Origin of the sequence: Streptomyces sp. NPDC086549 (genome assembly GCF_044746205.1) — a bacterium.
Lineage (GTDB): Bacteria > Actinomycetota > Actinomycetes > Streptomycetales > Streptomycetaceae > Streptomyces.
Genome location: NZ_JBIVBS010000001.1, coordinates 334062 through 352501, shown reverse-complemented (window position 1 = coordinate 352501; position 18440 = coordinate 334062). Strand labels below are relative to the sequence as shown.

Below are 18440 nucleotides of genomic sequence, written 5' to 3'. Positions count from 1 at the left end.
CGCTCGCGCGCGGCGCACCCGACTACCGGCCCGCATCTGGAGGAGCCACGGCGATGGCGGAACACACCAGTTCGAGCATCACGATCGAGGCGGCCCCGGCCGACGTCATGGCGGTGATCGCCGACTTCGCCCGCTACCCGGACTGGACCGGCGAGGTGAAGGAGGCGGAGGTCCTCAAGACCGACGACCGGGGCCGCGCAGAGCAGGTCCGCCTCGTCATGGACGCCGGGGCCATCAAGGACGACCAGACCCTGGGCTACACCTGGACCGGGGAGAACGAGGTCTCCTGGACCCTGGTGAAGTCCCAGATGCTGCGCTCCCTGGACGGCTCCTACCTCCTCAAGCCGGCCGGCGCGGGCGCCACCGAGGTGACGTACCAGCTCACCGTCGACGTCAAGATCCCCATGCTCGGCATGATCAAGCGCAAGGCCGAGAAGGTCATCATCGACCGGGCGCTGGCGGGGCTGAAGAAGCGGGTGGAGTCGGGCGAGAAATAAGGGCGGCGTTCCGCGGCGGCGCGCGGAGGTACCGTTCACCCCCATGCGCACCATCCTGATCACGGGCCCGGGCGGCTCCGGACGCACGACCGTCGCCGCCGCCACCGCCCTGCGCGCCGCACGCGAGGGAAGCGACACCCTCGTGCTGAGCGCGGACCGCACGGACACCCTCGGGGCGGCGCTGGGCGCGGCGACGGGACCGGTCCCGGCGCGGATCGCGCCGAACCTCACCGCCTGGCGCCCCGACGCGGCCGAACGCTTCCGGGACGACCTCACCGCGTTCCAGACCCGCGCCGCGAACGTCCTGGACCTCCTCGGCGCCTCCCGCCTCGACGCCGAGGAAGTCACGCCGCTGCCCGGCGCCGAGGAGCTGTCCTTCCTGCGCGCCCTGCGGGACGCGGCCCTGTCCGAGCGCTACGACCTCCTGGTCGTCGACCTCCCGCCCCTCCCGCAGGCCCTCGCCCTCCTCGCCCTCCCCGAGGAACTGCGCCGGTACCTGCGCAGGCTGCTCCCGCCCGAGCGGCAGGCCGCCCGCGCCCTGCGCCCCGTCCTCGGCCGGCTCGCCGGCGTCCCGATGCCCGCCGACTGGCTGTACGAGACGGCCGCCCGCTGGGATGTCGAACTGGCCGCCGTGGAGGCCGTCGTGGCCGACCGCGCCACGTCCGTACGGCTGGTCGCCGAACCGGGACCGGGCGGCACCGACGCCGTCCGCTCCGCCGCCCTCGGCCTCGCCCTGCGCGGCCTGCGCACCGAGACCCTGGTCGCCAACCGTGTCCTGCCCGAGACCGCGTCAGACAGCTGGCTCGCCGGACTCGCCGCCCAGCAGCGCAAGGCCCTGGCCGACTGGGCGGAGTCGTACGACGTCCACGCGGTCGCCCATCTGGGCCGCGACCCGCACGGCCATGACGACCTCGCCGCGCTCGCCGTGCCCGGAGTCAACCCGACTCCCGCCCCGGTCGAGTGGCCCGTCACCGACCGGATCGCCGCGGACGGCGTGCTCGTCTGGAACATCCCGCTGCCCGGCGCGATACGCGACGAACTCGATCTCGTCCGGCGCGGCGACGAACTCGTGATCACGGCCGGCCGGTTCCGCCGGATCGTCGCGCTCCCGTCCGCCCTGCGCCGCTGTACCGTCGCGGGGGCGGCGCTGCGGGACGACGAGCTCCGCATCCGGTTCGCGCCGGACCCTGACCTGTGGCCGCGCGAGAAGTGATTCCCGCTAGCCCGACGCCGGAGCGGCGGCCGAGTCCGGCCCCGCGGACGGTGAACCCCGTACGCCCATTCGGGTAACGTCGTAGAGACGAACCGTAGTCAGGAGTCCGTCATGAGCGAAGAGCGCCCCACACCTGACGCTTCCGAGAAGGAGGCGGCCGAAGAGGTGCGGGCGACCGACGCCGACGCCTGGTCCACGGCCTGCGCCGAGGACCTGGAGGCCGAGCGGGCCCGCCGCCGAGCCGAGTACGGCCCGCCTCCGGGCTCGGCCGCCGAGGAACTGCGCAAACTCGTCGACGCCGTCGCCGACAAGCTGTCCGGCCTCCAGTCCCCGCTCCTCGGGGCGGTCGCCGGGCCTGCCGCCCAGCAGGTGGTGCGACAGGTGGTCCAGCAGGCCAAGGCCGCCGTCGAGCCCGTCATAGAGCGCAATCCGGATGTCTTCGACCACCTGGCGGCGGCCGGCAACGAACTGCTCGCCGCATACCGCTCCGCCGTCCAGGCGCAGGAGCAGCGCTGGACGTCCCGCACGGCAGACCCGAAGGACCGGGGCGAGGGCTCCGGCCCGGGAGAACGCATCGACTTGGACTGACAGCCTCCGCCGGCAGGGCCTCGGGTACGGTTGGCCGTAGCGGGGCTCGACCGAAACTGAGGGATTCATGGGACTCACCATCGGCGTCGACATCGGCGGCACGAAGATCGCGGCCGGCGTGGTCGATGAGGAAGGCAACATCCTCTCGACGTACAAGGTGCCGACCCCGGGCACGCCCGAGGCGATCGTGGACGCCATCGCCTCCGCCGTGGAGGGCGCGCATGCCGGTCACGACATCGTCGGCGTGGGCATCGGAGCGGCCGGTTACGTGAACCGGCAGCGCTCGACGGTCTACTTCGCCCCCAACATCGACTGGCGCCAGGAGCCGCTGAAGCAGGAGGTCGAGGCCCGCGTGGGCCTCCCGGTCGTTGTCGAGAACGACGCCAACGCGGCCGCGTGGGGCGAGTACAAGTTCGGCGCGGGCAAGGGCCACCGCAACGTCATCTGCATCACGCTCGGCACCGGCCTCGGCGGCGGCATCATCATCGGCAACAAGCTGCGCCGCGGGCACTTCGGCGTGGCCGCCGAGTTCGGGCACATCCGGATGGTCCCGGACGGCCTGCTGTGCGGCTGCGGCTCGCAGGGCTGCTGGGAGCAGTACGCGTCGGGCCGCGCGCTGGTGAGGTACGCCAAGCAGCGCGCCAACGCCACACCCGAGAGCGCCGAGATCCTGCTCGGCCTGGGTGACGGCACCCCCGAGGGCATCGAGGGCAAGCACATCTCCATGGCCGCCCGCCAGGGCGACCCGGTCGCCGTCGACTCCTACCGTGAGCTCGCCCGGTGGGCCGGCGCGGGCCTGGCCGACCTGGCCTCCCTCTTCGACCCCTCCGCGTTCATCGTCGGCGGCGGCCTCTCCGACGAGGGCGAGCTGGTCCTCGACCCGATCCGCAAGTCGTACAAGCGCTGGCTCGTCGGCGGCAACTGGCGTCCGGTCGCCGAGGTGATCGCGGCCCGGCTGGGCAACAAGGCGGGCCTGGTCGGAGCAGCCGACCTGGCCCGGGAGCCCGACCCGATCATGTGACGTTCACTTTTCGAGGTATGGCGACTGTGCCTACCCAGGGGCGCGGGGCTGCATCGATATGCGGCTCCGCCGCGTAGGCGCGACAAGCCACGAACGACCGGCAGTCGCGCATGCACCTCGCGCCCCGAGCTATTCGGCGTACATTGATCCACATGGCGCCGCTCCCCAACTCCCGCACCGAGCCGGACGGTTCGGCCGTCATCCGCGTCCTCGGCTACAACATCCGCTCGATGCGCGACGACACGGACGCGCTGGCCCGCGTGATCACCGCCTGCGCCCCCGACCTGGTCCTCGTCCAGGAAGCCCCCCGTTTCTTCCGCTGGCGCAAGAAGCTGGCGCGGCTCGCGGCCGCGTCCGGGCAGGTGATCCTCACCGGCGGGGCGACGGCCGCGGGACCGGCGATCCTGTGCAGTCTCCGGGCCACCGTCGAGCGAACGGAGGACGTACTCCTCCCGCTCACCCCGGGCCTGCACCGCAGGGGCTTCGCCACCGCCGTCGTACGGTTCGGCGGAGCCCGCCTCGGCGTCCTCAGCTGTCACCTCAGCCTGCAGAAGGACGAGCGCTACGAGCAGGCCGGCATGCTCCTCGACCGATTGGCCGGAATGGGCGTGGAGCACGCCGTCGCCGGCGGAGACCTGAACGAGCGCCCCGACGGCCGTACCTTCCGGCGTCTCACCGAGGGCCTTCAGGACTGCCGGGCCACCGCCCCCTGGGGCGGCGAGTACACCTCCACCCCCGTCCACCCCCATCAGCGCATCGACGCGATCTTCGCCACCAAGGGCATCGAGGTCCTCGGCTGCGGGGTGCCCCTCGGCCACCCCGGCGTGACCGAGGCAGCTTTGAGGGCGGCCACGGATCATCTCCCGGTCCTGGCCGCCCTCAGAATCCCGTCGGCGTAGCGCGCCGCGTCGCTCAGACGACCGCGCCCCGCCCCGGATCGTCGCCCTCGTCGTCGTCCGTCTTCATCCGGGTCACCAGCGTGACGAAGCCGCCGAGGAAACCGCCTATGCCGAGCGTCGTCAGCCACCACGTCATGTCCCAGCCGAGCAGCACGGCCAGCAGGAGCAGGATCGGGCCGCCGACCACACCCAGCCAGGCGAACTTGGCGGTCGTGTCGGCGGTGGGCAGCGGCGGCGGCTCGGGCGGCACGAAGTGGCCCTCGTCGTCCTCGTCGAAGTCGTCCTCGGACGGTTCCGGCGCCGTGTAGTCGCGCGGGCCGACGCTGGGCGCGAAGGACACGGAGCTGCCCAGGGGCTTGGCGGGCGGCTGCTCCTCGGTGCTGTCGTCCTCGTCCGGCCCGGTCTCGGGCAGTGCGAGATCCTCGATCGGCCTGTAAGGCCTGGTGCCCGGCGGGTCCGGCGGCTCGGCGCCGTACCCCGCGACGATCGCCGCCCAGGCAGCCTCCTCGTCGAAGGGCACACCCTTCTCGTCCGGCTCGCGATCCTCGCGGTCGGAGTCGTGCTCAGCCAACTGCGGCCGTCCCTTCCTTGCCGACACTGGGTGCGAGCCGGCCGATGAAGGCGAGGCTCTCCTCGAAGATCCGGTCCGCGTCGTTGTCCAACGTCGCCACGTGGTAACTCTGTTCCAGCACGACCTCCGTTACGTCCAGGGAAGACACCCGGCTCAGCACGCGGGCCGAGTCGGCCGGCGGCACCACGTGGTCCCGCGCGCTGCGAAGGACCAGCAGCGGCTGGGTGACCTGCGGGAGCTCGCCGTCCAGCATGCGGAAGAAGTTCCGCAGGGAGTGCGCCGCGTGCAGTGGCACCTTGTCGTACCCCAGCTCCGCCGCGCCTCCCTTCGCGATGTCGCTGGCGATGCCCTTCGTCGTCCGCACGAGATGCCGGGCCACCGGAAGGGCGTACGCGGCCAGGCCGTGCACCTTGTTCGCCGGGTTGACGACCACGACGCCCTCGACGCCCTCGCCGTGCTTCGCGGCCAGCCGCAGGGCCAGCGCGCCGCCCATCGACAGGCCCGCCACGAACACCCGCGCGCAGCGCTCGCGCAGCACGCGCAGCTCGCGGTCCACCTCCGCGTACCAGTCCTGCCAGCCCGTGAGCTGCATGTCCTCCCAGCGCGTACCGTGGCCGGGCAGCAGCGGCAGCGACACGGTCAGGCCGTGCCGGGCATGATGTTTTGCCCAGGGGCGCAGCGACTGGGGCGAGCCGGTGAAGCCGTGGCAGAGGAGGACACCAACCTCCCCGCCCTCGTGGCGGTACGGCTCGGCTCCGGGGAGAACCGGCACCTTTCAGTCTCCTGTCCATGAGAGAGACGTGAACGACGAGTCCAGATGTCCTTCACCGTACGCGACCGCACTGACACCGACCAGGGCCGTCGGTCTCTTTGACAGCGCTCCGGGTTAAGGTCTGATCGACGGAAACAGGAGGCACTCGGTTGTTGTACGGCACGATGAAGGTCGCCATCGGGGGACCGCTGAAGGTCGCCTTCAGACCCTGGGTGGAAGGCCTGGAGAACATTCCCGCCGAGGGCCCCGCCATCTTGGCGAGCAACCACCTCTCGTTCTCGGACTCGTTCTTCCTGCCGGCGGTCCTCGACCGCAAGGTCACCTTCATCGCCAAGGCGGAGTACTTCACCACGCCCGGCGTGAAGGGGCGGCTGACGGCGGCCTTCTTCAAGGGCGTCGGCCAGCTCCCGGTGGACCGCTCCGGCGCGCGCGGCGCGGGTGAGGCGGCGATCAAGAGCGGCATAGAGGTCCTGGAGCGCGGGGAGCTGTTCGGCATCTACCCGGAGGGCACACGCTCGCCCGACGGCCGCCTCTACCGGGGCAAGCCCGGCGGCCTCGCGCGCGTGGCCCTCGCCACCGGCGCTCCGGTCATCCCGGTCGCGATGATCGACACCGAGAAGATCCAGCCGCCCGGCAAGGTCGTCCCGAAGCTGATGCGGCCCGGGATCCGGATCGGCAAGCCCCTCGACTTCACCCGCTACCAGGGGATGGAGCACGACCGTTTCGTGCTGCGCGCGGTGACCGACGAGGTCATGTACGAGATCATGAAGCTCTCCGGACAGGAGTACGTCGACATCTACGCGACCGCCGCCAAGCGGCAGATCGCGGAGGCGTCGAAGGCCTCGAAGGAAGCCGAGAAGGCGGAGAAGAAGAAGACCGAGTCCTAGACGGGAGCCCCGCACGGGGCAGTCCGGGACCGGGGGGAACGGGGGCGGGGGTCGTGCCGAAGCGCGAGAAGGTCATGAGGATGTCGGTCGAGCTGCCGCTGTGGCGTGCGCTCGCCGGCTACCGCGTCCTGACGATGCTGTACGCGATCGGTCTGTTCGCCTCCGCCTACGGCGAGTACGACCGCCCCGCCGTCGCCATCGCGTACTACGCCGTGCTGTGCGTCTGGACGCTCGCCACGCTGCCCCGGGTGCAGAACGCGGTGGCCTGCACCAAGCGCTTCCTCGCCGTCGATCTCGCGATCGCGCTCACCGGCATCGTCCTCACTCCCTGGGTCGTCACCGCCCACCACATCGACCGCGGCGGCCCCACCCTGCCTTCGATCTGGACGGCCGGCTCGGTCCTCGCCTTCGCCATCAAGGGCGGCTGGCGCTGGGCCGCGTTCGCCTCCACGCCCGTCGCCGTCGCCAACCTGATCGAGCGCGGCCAACCGGCCCGCGACACCGTCCACAACGTGATCCTCGTCTGGGTCGCCTCCATCGCCATCGGGTACGTCGTGGAGGTCGCCCGCGCCTCCGAGCGCACCCTCGCCCGCGCGCTGGAGATCGAGGCCGCGACCCGGGAGCGGGAGCGGCTCGCCCGGGACATCCACGACAGCGTGCTGCAGGTGCTGGCGATGGTGCAGCGGCGCGGCGCGGTCATCGGCGGCGAGGCGGCCGAGCTGGGCCGCATGGCGGGGGAGCAGGAGGTGGCGCTGCGCGCGCTCGTCTCCGGCGGTCTGCTGCCCGTCGCGCGCGTGTCGGAGGACGCGGCCGAGGGGGCGGTCGTACGGACCGTGGAGGAGCCCGACGACATCGACGGTCCCGTCGACCTGCGCACCCTGCTCGTCCTGTACGCCGGTGCCCGGGTCAGCCTCGCCGAGCCCGGTGCCCCCGTGCCGCTGGAGCCCGGCGCCGCCAGGGAGCTGGCCGCCGCCGTCGGCGCCGCCCTGGACAACGTGCGCCGGCACGCGGGCCCGGACGCGCGGGCCTGGATCCTGGTCGAGGACGAGCCGGACGAGGTCGTGGTGAGCGTCCGGGACGACGGACCCGGAATCCCCGAGGGCCGGCTCGCCCAGGCGGAGGGCGAGGGGCGGCTCGGGGTGGCCCTGTCGATCCGGGGGCGGCTGCGTGATCTCGGCGGCAGCGCCGAGCTGATCTCGACGCCGGGGCAGGGCACGGAAGTCGAGCTGAAGGTGCCCAAGGTCCCGAAGGACCCGGACGTCTCCCGGGGGAAGGCGGAGAAGCGATGACACAGCAGCAGGGCCCGATCAAGGTCATGGTGGTCGACGACCACCCCATGTGGCGCGACGCGGTCGCCCGGGATCTGGCCGAGTCCGGCTTCGAGGTGGTCGCCACCGCCGGGGACGGCGAGCAGGCGGTGCGCCGGGCCAGGGCCGCCGCGCCGGACGTCCTCGTGCTGGACCTCAACCTGCCCGCCAAGCCCGGCGTCCAGGTCTGCAAGGAACTGGTCGGCGCCAACCCGGCGCTGCGCGTCCTGGTGCTGTCGGCGAGCGGTGAGCACGCCGACGTGCTGGAGGCCGTGAAGTCGGGCGCGACGGGCTACCTCCTGAAGTCGGCCTCGACCGAGGAACTGCTGGACGCGGTGCGCCGTACGGCCGTGGGCGACCCGGTGTTCACCCCCGGCCTCGCCGGCCTGGTCCTCGGCGAGTACCGCCGGCTGGCGTCCGAACCCGCGCCCGCCCCGGACGCCGACGAGCCGGGGGCGCCCCGGCTGACCGAGCGTGAGACGGAGGTGCTGCGCCTTGTCGCCAAGGGCCTGAGCTACAAGCAGATCGCCGAACGCCTCGTCATCTCCCACCGCACGGTGCAGAACCACGTCCAGAACACGCTCGGCAAGCTCCAGTTGCACAACCGGGTCGAGCTGGTCCGGTACGCCATAGAGCGCGGACTCGACGACGCCTGACCGGACCCACCCGTCAACCAACCGCCCGACAATTCACCGGAATTGCCCTTCCCGCCCATCCCTGTGTGACGGGGATCACCATTAGCGTGACCTGCATCAGGCAACCGCGGCGAAGGGATATTTCCATGCGGGTCGGAGTACTGACCGGAGGCGGCGACTGCCCCGGGCTCAACGCCGTCATCCGGGGCATCGTGCGCAAGGGCGTGCAGGAGTACCACTACGAGTTCGTCGGCTACCGGGACGGCTGGCGCGGACCCCTCGAAGGCGACAGCATCCGCCTCGACATCCCCGCGGTGCGCGGCATCCTGCCCCGCGGCGGCACGATCCTCGGCTCCTCGCGGACCAATCCGCTCAAGCAGGAGGACGGCATCCGCCGGATCAAGGACAACCTCGCCAAGCACGAGATCGAGGCGCTCGTCGCGATCGGCGGCGAGGACACCCTGGGCGTGGCCGCGCGGCTGTCCGACGAGTACGGCGTGCCGTGCGTCGGCGTGCCCAAGACCATCGACAACGACCTCTCCGCCACCGACTACACCTTCGGCTTCGACACCGCCGTCGGCATCGCCACGGAGGCCATCGACCGGCTGCACACCACCGCCGAGTCCCATATGCGGGTCCTCGTCTGCGAGGTGATGGGCCGTCATGCCGGCTGGATCGCCCTCCACTCCGGGCTCGCGGGTGGCGCGAACGTCATCCTCATCCCCGAGCAGCGCTTCGACCTCGACCAGGTGTGTGCCTGGATCACCTCCCGTTTCAAGGCGTCCTACGCCCCGATCGTGGTGATCGCCGAGGGCGCCATGCCGAAGGACGGCGACGTCGTGCTCAAGGACGAGTCGCTGGACTCCTTCGGGCACGTGCGGCTCTCCGGTGTCGGCGAGTGGCTGGCCAAGGAGATCGAGAAGCGCACCGGCAAGGAGGCGCGGACCACCGTCCTCGGTCACATCCAGCGCGGCGGCACCCCGAGCGCCTTCGACCGCTGGCTCGCCACCCGCTTCGGACTGCACGCGATCGACGCGGTCCGCGACGGCGACTTCGGGAAGATGGTCGCCCTGCGCGGCACCGACATCGTCCGCGTCCCGATCTCCGAGGCCACGGCCAAGCTGAAGACGGTCGACCCCAAGCTGTACGAGGAAGTCGGCGTGTTCTTCGGCTGACTCCCGGACGGGGGACGGGCGAACGCCGCCACGGGCTCCGTGGCGGCGTTCTCGTGCGTCGATCCCGCGATCCCGCGTGCGCGGGCTCCGGTCACGGCCGCCGGAGCAGCGGCACCCGCAGGAACTCCGTGACGATCGCCTGACCGTTCAGCGTCAGCACCGACTCCGGGTGGAACTGGACCGAAGCGAAGCCGGGCCCCCGCAAGGCGTGCACCTCCCCGTTCGCGGCGCGGCTCACCTCGACGCCGTGTGCGGCCAGCTCCCGGAAGGCCTCGTCGTCGCAGTGCGCCACGAAGCTGTTGTAGAAGCCGACGGTCTCGGCCCGCCCGAACAGGTCGACGGTCGTCTGCGCCCCCTGGTACGGCACCTCCTTGCGCACGATCCGAAGCCCCAGCTCGGCCGCGATCAGCTCGTGCCCCAGGCAGACGCCGAGGACGCCGTGCCGGTGCCCCCGGAGCACCTCGGCGGTGAGCTCCCGCAGGAAGCGCATCTTCGGGTCGGCGAGGTCCGCGGGGTCACCGGGGCCGGGGCCCAGGACGACCGGGCCCTCGTGGGCGAGTACCGCCTCCCGCAGCCCCGGCTCGTCGTACCGCCGCACGGTCACCTCCAGGCCGGCGGCCCGCAGCACGTGCGCGAGCATCGCCGTGAAGGTGTCCTCCCCGTCGACGACGAGCGCGTGCCCTTCGAGGTCCTGCGACCGCTCCTGCATCCGCAGCCAGAACGGCGCCAGCGAGGCCCGGCGCCCGTCCAGTGCCGCCTGCACCCGGGGGTCGTCGGCCAGCCGGGGGCGCGTGTGCTCCGCCCGCGGCCGGGACGGCCGTACGCCGAGGGCCGCCAGCACACCCGCCGCCTTGGCGTGCGTCTCCGCCACCTCGCCCGCCGGGTCCGACCCCCGCACGAGCGTGGCGCCGACCGGGACGCGCAGCCGCCCGGCCGCGTCGATGTCGGCGGTGCGGATGAGGATGGGGGAGTCGAGGGTCTGGGCGCCGCCGGAGTCCCGCCCGAGCAGCGCCAGCGCACCCGCGTAGTAGCCCCGCCCGACACCGTCCCGCCCGAGGGGCTCGTACCGCTCGATCACCCGGCACGCGTTCTGCACCGGCGACCCGGTGACCGTCGCCGCGAACATCGTCTCCTTCAGCACCTCGCGCACGTCCAGCGAGGACTTCCCGCGCAGCTCGTACTCGGTGTGTGCGAGGTGCGCCATCTCCTTCAGCCGCGGCCCGACGACCACCCCGCCCATGTCGCCGACCGTGCACATCATCTTGAGCTCCTCGTCGACCACCATCGACAGCTCCTCGATCTCCTTCCCGTCGGCCAGGAAGTCCAGCAGGTGCTCGGGCGTCGGGCCCGCGTCCGGGTAGCGGTACGTCCCGCTGATCGGGTTCATGACGACGGTGCCGCCCGACATCCGCACGTGCACCTCCGGGCTGGCCCCGACCAGCGTCCGGTCCCCGGTGTGCACGACGAACGTCCAGTACGCGCCCCGCTCGCCCTCCAGCAGCCGCCGGAACAGCGCGAGGGCGTCCGCGCGGCCGAACCCCGGGATCTCACCCTCGTACGTCCGCCGGACGACGAAGTTCGCTCCCTCGCCCCGCCCGATCTCGTCGCGCAGCACCCGGCCGACGATCTCGCCGTACTCCTCGTCGCCGACGTCGAAGCCCCCGCCCTCGACCCGCACGTCGTGCGCGGGCAGCTGCGCCAGGGCGTCTGTCAGGGACAGGGTGTGCGTCTCCTCGGGGACCAGCACGGCCAGCGGTGTGCCGTCGTCCCGGACGTCGAACCCGCGCTCGCGGATCTGCCGGAACGGGATCAGCGCGAGACCCTCGTCGGGGAGATCGGCGAGGCGGTCGTGCACGGAGACCGGGCCGAGGAACACCTCCACCGTGTTCTCGTCGTGGCCGGGAGTGCGGCGGCGCAGCAGGGCGAACGGGCGGTCGTCGTGCAGGAGCCGGTCCAGGTCCATGGTTCCTCTTCCGTCGATCTCGGTGTCGATGTCGGTGAGGAACGGCCCCGGAAACGCCGAAGGCCGCCCCTCGGGCGGCCTTCGCGAAGTCTTGCGTACGCGCAGTCAGTGGGCCGCCGGATGAGCGGTCCACCACCAGTTCTGGGTCGAAAGCGCGAACATGCGGTGCACCCTACCCCATCGCCCGAGCGCCCACAGGTGAGCGCATATCCGTCTCACCTGTCGAGCCGGGAGAAAACGACTCGACACGACCCCGTAATGTTGGGTGCGTGACCGTGAACGCTAAGACCAGCGCAAGCGCTGGCAACACCTGGCGAAACCTGCCCGCGGCGCAGCAGCCTGAGTACCCCGACGCCGAGGCTCTGCGCGCAGTGATCGCGGACCTCGAGTCGTATCCGCCGCTCGTCTTCGCGGGCGAGTGCGACCAGCTGCGCGCCCGGCTGGCGGCCGTCGCCAAGGGAGAGGCGTTCCTCCTCCAGGGCGGCGACTGCGCCGAGGCGTTCGACGCGGTGTCCGCCGACCACATCCGCAACAAGCTCAAGACGCTCCTCCAGATGGGCGCCGTGCTGACGTACGCCGCGTCCGTGCCCGTGGTGAAGGTCGGCCGCATCGCCGGCCAGTACTCCAAGCCGCGCTCCAAGCCGACCGAGACCCGCGACGGCGTGACGCTGCCGACCTACCGCGGCGACTCCGTCAACGGCTTCGACTTCAACGAGGCGGCCCGGATCCCGGACCCCGAGCGGCTGAAGCGGATGTACAACGCGTCCGCCTCGACGCTGAACCTGGTGCGCGCCTTCACCACCGGCGGTTACGCGGACCTGCGCCAGGTGCACGCCTGGAACCAGGACTTCGTGCGGTCGTCCCCGTCCGGCCAGCGCTACGAGCAGCTGGCCCGCGAGATCGACAACGCGCTCAACTTCATGCAGGCCTGCGGGGCGGACCCGGAGGAGTTCAAGACCGTCGAGTTCTACGCCTCCCACGAGGCGCTGCTGCTGGACTACGAGTCCGCCCTGACCAGGGTCGACTCTCGCACCGGCAAGCTGTACGACGTCTCCGGGCACATGGTGTGGATCGGCGAGCGCACCCGCCAGATGGACGGCGCGCACATCGAGTTCGCCTCGAAGATCAGCAACCCGATCGGCATCAAGCTCGGCCCGACCACGACGGCCGAGGAGGCGCTGCGGTACATCGACCGCCTCGACCCCGAGCGCGAGCCGGGACGCCTCACCTTCGTCGTCCGCATGGGCGCCGACAAGATCCGCGACCGGCTCCCCGAGCTGGTCGAGAAGGTCACGGCGTCCGGCACGACGGTGGCCTGGGTGACCGACCCGATGCACGGCAACACCTTCGAGGCGGCCTCCGGTCACAAGACCCGCCGCTTCGACGACGTGCTCGACGAGGTCAAGGGCTTCTTCGAGGTCCACAAGGGCCTGGGCACCCACCCGGGCGGCATCCACGTCGAGCTCACCGGTGACGACGTCACCGAGTGCGTGGGCGGAGGCGACGAGATCTTCGTCGACGACCTGCACCAGCGCTACGAGACGGCCTGCGACCCGCGCCTGAACCGCAGCCAGTCGCTGGACCTGGCGTTCCTCGTCGCCGAGATGTACCGGGACCAGTGACGGGTCTGCCTGCCACGGACAACTGAAATGGGGCGCGGATCACATACGATCCGCGCCCCTTCCCACTTTTGCGGTTCCTGGGGGATGGGTAAGGTTAGGTTTGCCTCACCGATCAAGCGGGACGGCGCCAGATATCGATCCCGTCGGGAGGTGAATCCGCGTGTACGTGTGCAGCTGTTTCGGCGTGACCGAGGCGCAGGTCAAGAAGCACGCGGAGGGCGGGGCGTGCACCCCGCGCCAGATCGCCTCGGCCTGCAAGGCGGGCACCGACTGCGGTTCGTGCGTACGGCGTATTCAGGCGCTCCTCGGCCGTGGCGCGTGCCCCCGCCGTGAGCTGGCCGATCAGGGCAAGCCGGTCCTTTCCGCGGTGTCCGGACCGGACGAGCTGGACGAGTCGGCGGGACTGGACGAGGCCGCCTAGCTCTCGGGCTGCTCGATCAGCTGTGCGAGGTAGAGCGCCTCTCCGAGCTTCTCCAGCAGCTCCAGCTGGGTGTCCAGGTAGTCGATGTGATGCTCCTCGTCGGCGAGGATGTCCTCGAAGATGTTCGCGGACGTGATGTCGCCCTTCTCGCGCATCACCTTGATCCCACGCTTGAGGCGGTCGATCGCCTCCACCTCGATCTGCCGGTCGGCCTCGAACATCTCCTTCACGGTCTGCCCCACCCGCACGTGGAACAGCCGCTGGTAGTTGGGCAGCCCCTCCAGGAACAGGATCCGGTCGGTGAGCACCTCGGCGTGCTTCATCTCGTCGAACGACTCGCGCCGGGTGTACTTCGCGAGCTTGTACCAGCCGAGGTTCTCCTGCATCTTCGCGTGCAGGAAGTACTGGTTGATCGCGGTGAGCTCACCGGTGAGCTGCTCGTTGAGGAATTCGATGACCTCGGGGTCGCCCTGCATCGCAGAGGCTCCTTCCACAGGGGGGAATGGGGAGGTTGCGGCCGCATGATTGCACCGGCGACGAAGATCGTCCAGTAAGTGCGTACTTAGTAGGTAAGTGCATGCTTGGTGCCATTTGTCGGTATTCAGGACCTGGCTGGTCAAGTGCACTGCCCGGGGTCTGTCAGGATGGAGTCATGGGTCATCCGGTGGAGCGCGAATCTGGCGAAGCGGCAGGGTCCGAGCTTCCGCCGGGGCAGCGACTGCAGCGCGGCTGGCCGGTCACGCACTATGGCCCGGTACCCAAGTTCCGGCCCGAGCGCTGGGAGTTCAGGGTCTTCGGCGCCACCGCCGACGGCGAGAAGCACTGCTGGAATCACGAGGAGTTCACGGCCCTGCCGTACACCACGGTCATGGCCGACCTGCACTGCGTGACGAAGTACAGCATGCTCGGCGCGGAATGGGGCGGCATCCCGGCCCGCACGATCCTGGAGACCGCCCCGCCCGCGACCGATGTCACCCATGTGATGGTCTGGGCGGAGTACGGCTTCAGCTCGAACCTGCGCCTGTCGGACTTCGCTTCCGACCGCACGATCTTCGCCACCCACAAGGACGGCGAACTGCTCACCGCCGAGCACGGCTTCCCGGTCCGGCTCGTCGTGCCCCACCTGTACGCCTGGAAGGGGCCCAAGTGGGTCCGCGGCGTGGAGTACATGACCGCCGACCGCCGCGGCTTCTGGGAGGAGCGCGGCTACCACAACATCGGCGACCCCTGGAAGGAACAGCGCTACTCCTACCAGGAGGAGCCCGGGGACGGCCCCGAGCTCTGACAACTCCCGGCGGACCGGCCGGTGCCGGTCAGTGGTGGTACTGGTGCACCACCGCGTGGCCCTTGCCCCGGCCGATCGTCCACTTGTTGACCGGCGTCGTGACCACGAAGGCCACCACGAGCGAGATCAGCAGCGAGCCCCAGAACAGCGCGTCGTCCAGCTGCGCGTCCATCGCGTCCGGCCACAGCACGATCACACCGTTGTCGATCAGCTCCATCACCGCGATGGACAGGGTGTCCGCGGCCAGCGCCACCCGGAAGGCGGTGCGGAGGTCGACGCCGGCCCTCAGCACCCCGCGCAGGGTGAGCGAGTAGCCGAAGAAGAAGGCCAGCACGATCGCCAGGACCGTCGTCGGCAGGTTCCCCCACCCGAACGCCGTGCCCACGACCATGCCGAGCACCTCGCCGATGGCGCAGCCGGTGAGGCAGTGCAGGGTGGCCTGTACGGCCATGGCCCAGGCGCCGGGGGCCGTGCCGGGCCCGTGCGGATGCGCCTCGTGGTGGTGAGTGTGCGCGGCGTGCGCCTCGTGTTCCATGGCTGCCCCCAATGCCGGGTAACGGTTCCTGCCGTCGAGCAGGAACCGTATACCCCCTGGGGGTATTCCTCAACGCATCAGGAATCCCGCAGTTTCTTCAGCCGTTCCACGTCCGCCGCGTGTCCCTCCTTGCCGCCGGGCGTCTCGATGATCAGCGGTACGCCCTCGGTCGCGGGGTGGGTCATCAGGGCCCGGAACGGGTCCTCGCCGATATGGCCGGAGCCGATGTTCTCGTGGCGGTCCTTGTGCGCGCCGGCCACATCCTTGGAGTCGTTGGCGTGGATCAGCTTCAGTCGGCCCTCGCCGACCGTGCCGACCAGCAGGTCCAGCGTCCGGTGCATGCCGTCCGGGCCGGTCAGGTCGTGTCCGGCGGCGAAGATGTGACAGGTGTCCAGGCACACGCCCAGCTTCGGATGCGCGTCCAGCGCCTCGAAGTACGGCCCGAAGTCCCAGGTGCGGGAGCAGAGGGAGGCGCCCTGCCCGGCGGTCGACTCCAGCAGCAGGAACGGGTCGTCGTCGTGGGTGAGCTCGTCCAGCAGCGGCAGCATGTGCTCGCGCACCTGCTTCAGCGCCACGGCCCGCTCCCGGCCCCCGGTCGCGCTTCCCGTGTGCACGACGACACCCAGCGCGCCGATCTCCCGTCCGCGTCGCAGCGAGTGCCGCAGCGACTCCACCGACCTCTCGACGGTCGCCTCGGTGTGCGAGCCGAAGTTGATCAGGTACGGGGCGTGCACATACGCGGGGATCGACTCCTCGGCGCACGCCGCCCGGAACGCCTCGTCCTGCCGTGGGCTGCCGGGCGGGGTCGCCCAGCCGCGCGGGTTGGCGACGAAGACCTGCACGGTCTCGGCCTTGAGGTCGCGGGCGTACGACAGCCCGACGGAGTGCAGACCCCCGGCAACGGGGACATGACCGCCGACGGGGTTGCGGGAGGGGACGGGGACGGAACCGGAATGCTCGCTGCTCACCCGTTCAGGGTGTCATGCTCCCGGACTGGCCCCGTCGGCGCGCTCCCGGCAGCACGTTCCCCGCAGCGCGTTCCCCGCAGCACGTTCCCCGCAGCGCGTTCCCGTCAACGGATGGTGATCGTGATCGTCGATCCCTTGGGAGCCGTCTCGCCGCCCTCGACCGACTGCTTCTTCACCGTGTCCCCGAACAACCCGAGGATCCCGCGGTCCTCGTCGACCTTGAAGCCGGCGCCCTCCAGCGCCTTGTGCGCGTCGTCGACGCTGTCCCCGACCACGTCCGGGACCTCGACCATCTCCGGACCCTTGGAGATCGTCAGGGTCACCGTGTCGCCCTCGGCGGCCTGGCTGTCGCCCGCCGGCGTCTGCCGGGCGACCTGACCCTTGTCGAACTCGGAGTTGACCTCCTGCGAGGAGACCTCCACCTTGAGACCGGCGCCCTCCAGCTCCTGCTTGGCGGCGTCCAGGTCCTCGCCGGTGACGTCCGGGACGTCGACCCGGCTGCCCTTGCTGACGACGAGGGCGATGGCCGCACCCGCGTGCCGCTTCGTACCGGCCCTCGGGTCCGTGCTGATCACAGAGCCCCTGGCGATGCTGTCGCTGAACTCCCGGGTCACCATCCCGGGCTCCAGCCCGTCCGCCTTCAGCCGTGCCCTGGCCTTCGCGAGCGCGGCGCCCTGGACGTCGGGCACGTTCACGGTCTCCGGGCCGTCGGAGATGGTCAGCGTCACCGAGTCGTTGCTGCGGATCCGGGCATTGGCCGCCGGGTCGGTGCTGATCACCGTGCCCCGCTTCACCGTGTCGCTGTAGGCGTGCCTGACCTGCTTGACGTGGAGCCCGTCCGCCTTCAGCCGTGCTCTCGCCTGCTCCTCGGTCTTCGCTATCAGCGGCGGGACCTTCGTGAACTGGCCGGAGTTGATGTACCAGACACCGGCACCGACACCGAGGACCAGCAGCACGGCGGCGACGACCGTGACGAGCAGGCGCCGGTCCGGCCGCCGTCCGGAGGGCACGGGCGGCGCCTCGAGGCGGCTGGTGCGGTTGACCGCCCCGGCCGGGTCGTCGTCCTCGTTGACAGGAAGCAGCCGGGGCACGGTCAGCGAGCGCGGGATCACGCTCGTACGGTCCTCGGCGATGTCGCGTTCGGCGGAGAGCGCCTGCGGCGGCACGGCGTCCAGCTGCTCGTCGCTGAGACCCGCGCGGGCCTCCCGGACCCGGGCCAGCAGTGCCACGGCGTCGTGCGGACGGATGTCGGTGGCGCGCGCGGTGGCCGCGGCCACCAGCTCGTCCAGTTCGTACGGCAGTCCGGGCACGGTGGCCGAGGGTGGCGGCACGTCCTCGTGGAGGTGCTTGTAGAGCACCGCGGCGGGGGAGTCACCGTCGTGCGGCTTCTCGCCGGTCAGCATCTCGTAGAGGACGACACCGCAGGCGTACACGTCGACGCGCGGGTCCGCGGTGCCGTGCTCGATCTGCTCCGGAGCGAGGTAGGAGACGGTGCCCAGCACGGCGCCCGTGGTGCTGGTCACCGTGTCCACGGACCGCACCAGCCCGAAGTCGGCGACCTTGACCCGTCCGTCGTCCCCTATCAACACGTTCTCGGGCTTCATGTCCCGGTGCACGAACCCGGCGCGGTGCGCGCCGCCGAGCGCGGCGAGCACCGGTTCCAGGATGTCCAGCGCGGCACGCGGCTGCAGCGCGCCCCGCTCGCGCAGCACGTCGCGCAGGGTGCATCCGGCGATGTACTCCATGGCGAGGTACACGTACGACCCGTCGGTACCCTGGTCGAAGACCTGCACGACGTTGGGGTGCGCCAGCCGGGCGACGGACTTCGCCTCGCGGATGAACCGCTCCACGAACGACCCGTCGGCCGCCAGCGCCGGATGCATCACCTTGAGCGCGAGCACCCGGTCCAGACGGGTGTCCAGGGCCCGGTAGACCGTGGCCATCCCGCCGGCCGCGATCCGCGCGTCGACGCGATAACGGCCGTCGAGCACCTGCCCGACGAGGGGGTCCTGAAGGGTCGTATCCACGCAGGTGAGTGTACGAGCCGGGACCGACAGGGCCGGAGGTTACGCCGTTCCGGG

20 protein-coding genes are annotated in these 18440 nt (G+C 71.1%); 12 read left to right on the top strand and 8 right to left on the bottom strand.

Translation table 11 applies throughout. The features are described from left to right. Positions 1 to 53 precede the first annotated feature (53 nt). The 5 genes from ACIPSA_RS01635 (at position 54) to ACIPSA_RS01615 (ending at position 4218) form a co-directional block, all read left to right on the top strand. Entirely contained in the window at positions 54 to 497 is a 444-nt protein-coding gene (locus ACIPSA_RS01635; RefSeq protein WP_402627526.1) for an SRPBCC family protein, read from the top strand. Positions 498 to 540: 43 nt separating this feature from the next. Beyond that, positions 541 to 1710, top strand: coding sequence for an ArsA family ATPase (locus ACIPSA_RS01630; RefSeq protein ID WP_402627523.1), 1170 nt, complete (start codon positions 541 to 543; stop codon positions 1708 to 1710). Between the two features lie 111 nt (positions 1711 to 1821). Continuing rightward, on the top strand, positions 1822 to 2298 hold the full coding sequence (locus ACIPSA_RS01625) for a DUF5304 domain-containing protein (RefSeq protein ID WP_402627521.1): 477 nt from the start codon (positions 1822 to 1824) through the stop codon (positions 2296 to 2298). 67 nt (positions 2299 to 2365) lie between these two features. After that, positions 2366 to 3319, top strand: a complete 954-nt coding sequence (locus ACIPSA_RS01620) for an ROK family glucokinase (protein ID WP_402627518.1) — start codon at positions 2366 to 2368, stop codon at positions 3317 to 3319. A 152-nt stretch (positions 3320 to 3471) separates the two neighbouring features. Continuing rightward, a complete protein-coding gene (locus ACIPSA_RS01615) occupies positions 3472 to 4218 on the top strand; it encodes an endonuclease/exonuclease/phosphatase family protein (RefSeq protein ID WP_402627516.1) in 747 nt (248 codons plus the stop codon). Positions 4219 to 4231: 13 nt separating this feature from the next. On the opposite strand, the gene ACIPSA_RS01610 is transcribed toward ACIPSA_RS01615, so the two are convergent. Both ACIPSA_RS01610 and ACIPSA_RS01605 read right to left on the bottom strand, forming a co-directional pair. Beyond that, positions 4232 to 4789 (bottom strand): hypothetical protein, encoded by a 558-nt coding sequence (locus tag ACIPSA_RS01610; RefSeq protein ID WP_402627514.1) that lies wholly within the window; start codon positions 4787 to 4789, stop codon positions 4232 to 4234. Further along, the gene (locus ACIPSA_RS01605) at positions 4782 to 5561 is read right to left on the bottom strand and encodes an alpha/beta hydrolase (protein ID WP_402627511.1); all 780 of its coding nucleotides are present in this window, start codon (positions 5559 to 5561) and stop codon (positions 4782 to 4784) included. Before ACIPSA_RS01605 ends, ACIPSA_RS01610 begins: the two co-directional genes overlap by 8 nt. A gap of 152 nt (positions 5562 to 5713) precedes the next feature. Between ACIPSA_RS01605 and ACIPSA_RS01600 the strand changes: the two genes are divergently transcribed. The 4 genes from ACIPSA_RS01600 (at position 5714) to ACIPSA_RS01585 (ending at position 9565) form a co-directional block, all read left to right on the top strand. After that, the gene (locus ACIPSA_RS01600; RefSeq protein WP_402627509.1) at positions 5714 to 6448 is read left to right on the top strand and encodes a lysophospholipid acyltransferase family protein; all 735 of its coding nucleotides are present in this window, start codon (positions 5714 to 5716) and stop codon (positions 6446 to 6448) included. A 53-nt stretch (positions 6449 to 6501) separates the two neighbouring features. Then, positions 6502 to 7737, top strand: a complete 1236-nt coding sequence (gene macS / locus ACIPSA_RS01595; RefSeq protein WP_402627506.1) for a MacS family sensor histidine kinase — start codon at positions 6502 to 6504, stop codon at positions 7735 to 7737. Further along, positions 7734 to 8411 carry a response regulator gene (locus tag ACIPSA_RS01590; RefSeq protein WP_402627504.1) on the top strand — a complete coding sequence of 226 codons (678 nt, stop codon included), beginning with the start codon at positions 7734 to 7736 and terminating at the stop codon, positions 8409 to 8411. The genes macS and ACIPSA_RS01590 overlap by 4 nt, the downstream gene beginning before the upstream one ends. A 125-nt stretch (positions 8412 to 8536) precedes the next feature. Continuing rightward, positions 8537 to 9565 (top strand): 6-phosphofructokinase, encoded by a 1029-nt coding sequence (locus ACIPSA_RS01585; protein WP_402627501.1) that lies wholly within the window; start codon positions 8537 to 8539, stop codon positions 9563 to 9565. A 91-nt stretch (positions 9566 to 9656) separates the two neighbouring features. On the opposite strand, the gene ACIPSA_RS01580 is transcribed toward ACIPSA_RS01585, so the two are convergent. Beyond that, a complete protein-coding gene (locus tag ACIPSA_RS01580) occupies positions 9657 to 11528 on the bottom strand; it encodes an anthranilate synthase family protein (protein ID WP_402627499.1) in 1872 nt (623 codons plus the stop codon). 105 nt (positions 11529 to 11633) lie between these two features. Beyond that, entirely contained in the window at positions 11634 to 11690 is a 57-nt protein-coding gene (locus ACIPSA_RS01575) for a trp operon leader peptide (protein ID WP_078912442.1), read from the bottom strand. 107 nt (positions 11691 to 11797) lie between these two features. Here ACIPSA_RS01575 and ACIPSA_RS01570 point away from each other — a divergent pair, with 107 nt between their 5' ends. Together ACIPSA_RS01570 and ACIPSA_RS01565 are read left to right on the top strand one after the other, a co-directional pair. Further along, positions 11798 to 13150, top strand: coding sequence for a class II 3-deoxy-7-phosphoheptulonate synthase (locus tag ACIPSA_RS01570; protein WP_402627497.1), 1353 nt, complete (start codon positions 11798 to 11800; stop codon positions 13148 to 13150). 160 nt (positions 13151 to 13310) lie between these two features. Next, complete coding sequence (locus ACIPSA_RS01565; RefSeq protein ID WP_402627494.1) at positions 13311 to 13571, top strand: bacterioferritin-associated ferredoxin; 261 nt, start codon at positions 13311 to 13313, stop codon at positions 13569 to 13571. Here the strand turns inward: ACIPSA_RS01565 and bfr are convergent. Beyond that, complete coding sequence (gene bfr / locus ACIPSA_RS01560; RefSeq protein ID WP_402627491.1) at positions 13568 to 14047, bottom strand: bacterioferritin; 480 nt, start codon at positions 14045 to 14047, stop codon at positions 13568 to 13570. The genes ACIPSA_RS01565 and bfr overlap by 4 nt on opposite strands. A gap of 176 nt (positions 14048 to 14223) precedes the next feature. On the opposite strand from bfr, the gene ACIPSA_RS01555 reads away from it, so the two are divergent. Further along, complete coding sequence (locus tag ACIPSA_RS01555) at positions 14224 to 14856, top strand: sulfite oxidase-like oxidoreductase (RefSeq protein ID WP_402627488.1); 633 nt, start codon at positions 14224 to 14226, stop codon at positions 14854 to 14856. A gap of 28 nt (positions 14857 to 14884) precedes the next feature. Here the strand turns inward: ACIPSA_RS01555 and ACIPSA_RS01550 are convergent, their stop codons facing one another. The 3 genes from ACIPSA_RS01550 to pknB all read right to left on the bottom strand — a co-directional run bounded on the left by ACIPSA_RS01550 (position 14885) and on the right by pknB (position 18386). Further along, complete coding sequence (locus tag ACIPSA_RS01550; protein ID WP_402627485.1) at positions 14885 to 15391, bottom strand: DUF4396 domain-containing protein; 507 nt, start codon at positions 15389 to 15391, stop codon at positions 14885 to 14887. Positions 15392 to 15468: 77 nt separating this feature from the next. Then, entirely contained in the window at positions 15469 to 16359 is an 891-nt protein-coding gene (locus ACIPSA_RS01545) for a deoxyribonuclease IV (RefSeq protein WP_402627482.1), read from the bottom strand. A 104-nt stretch (positions 16360 to 16463) separates the two neighbouring features. Next, positions 16464 to 18386 carry a Stk1 family PASTA domain-containing Ser/Thr kinase gene (gene pknB / locus ACIPSA_RS01540; RefSeq protein ID WP_402627480.1) on the bottom strand — a complete coding sequence of 641 codons (1923 nt, stop codon included), beginning with the start codon at positions 18384 to 18386 and terminating at the stop codon, positions 16464 to 16466. Between the last annotated feature and the right edge of the window lie 54 nt (positions 18387 to 18440).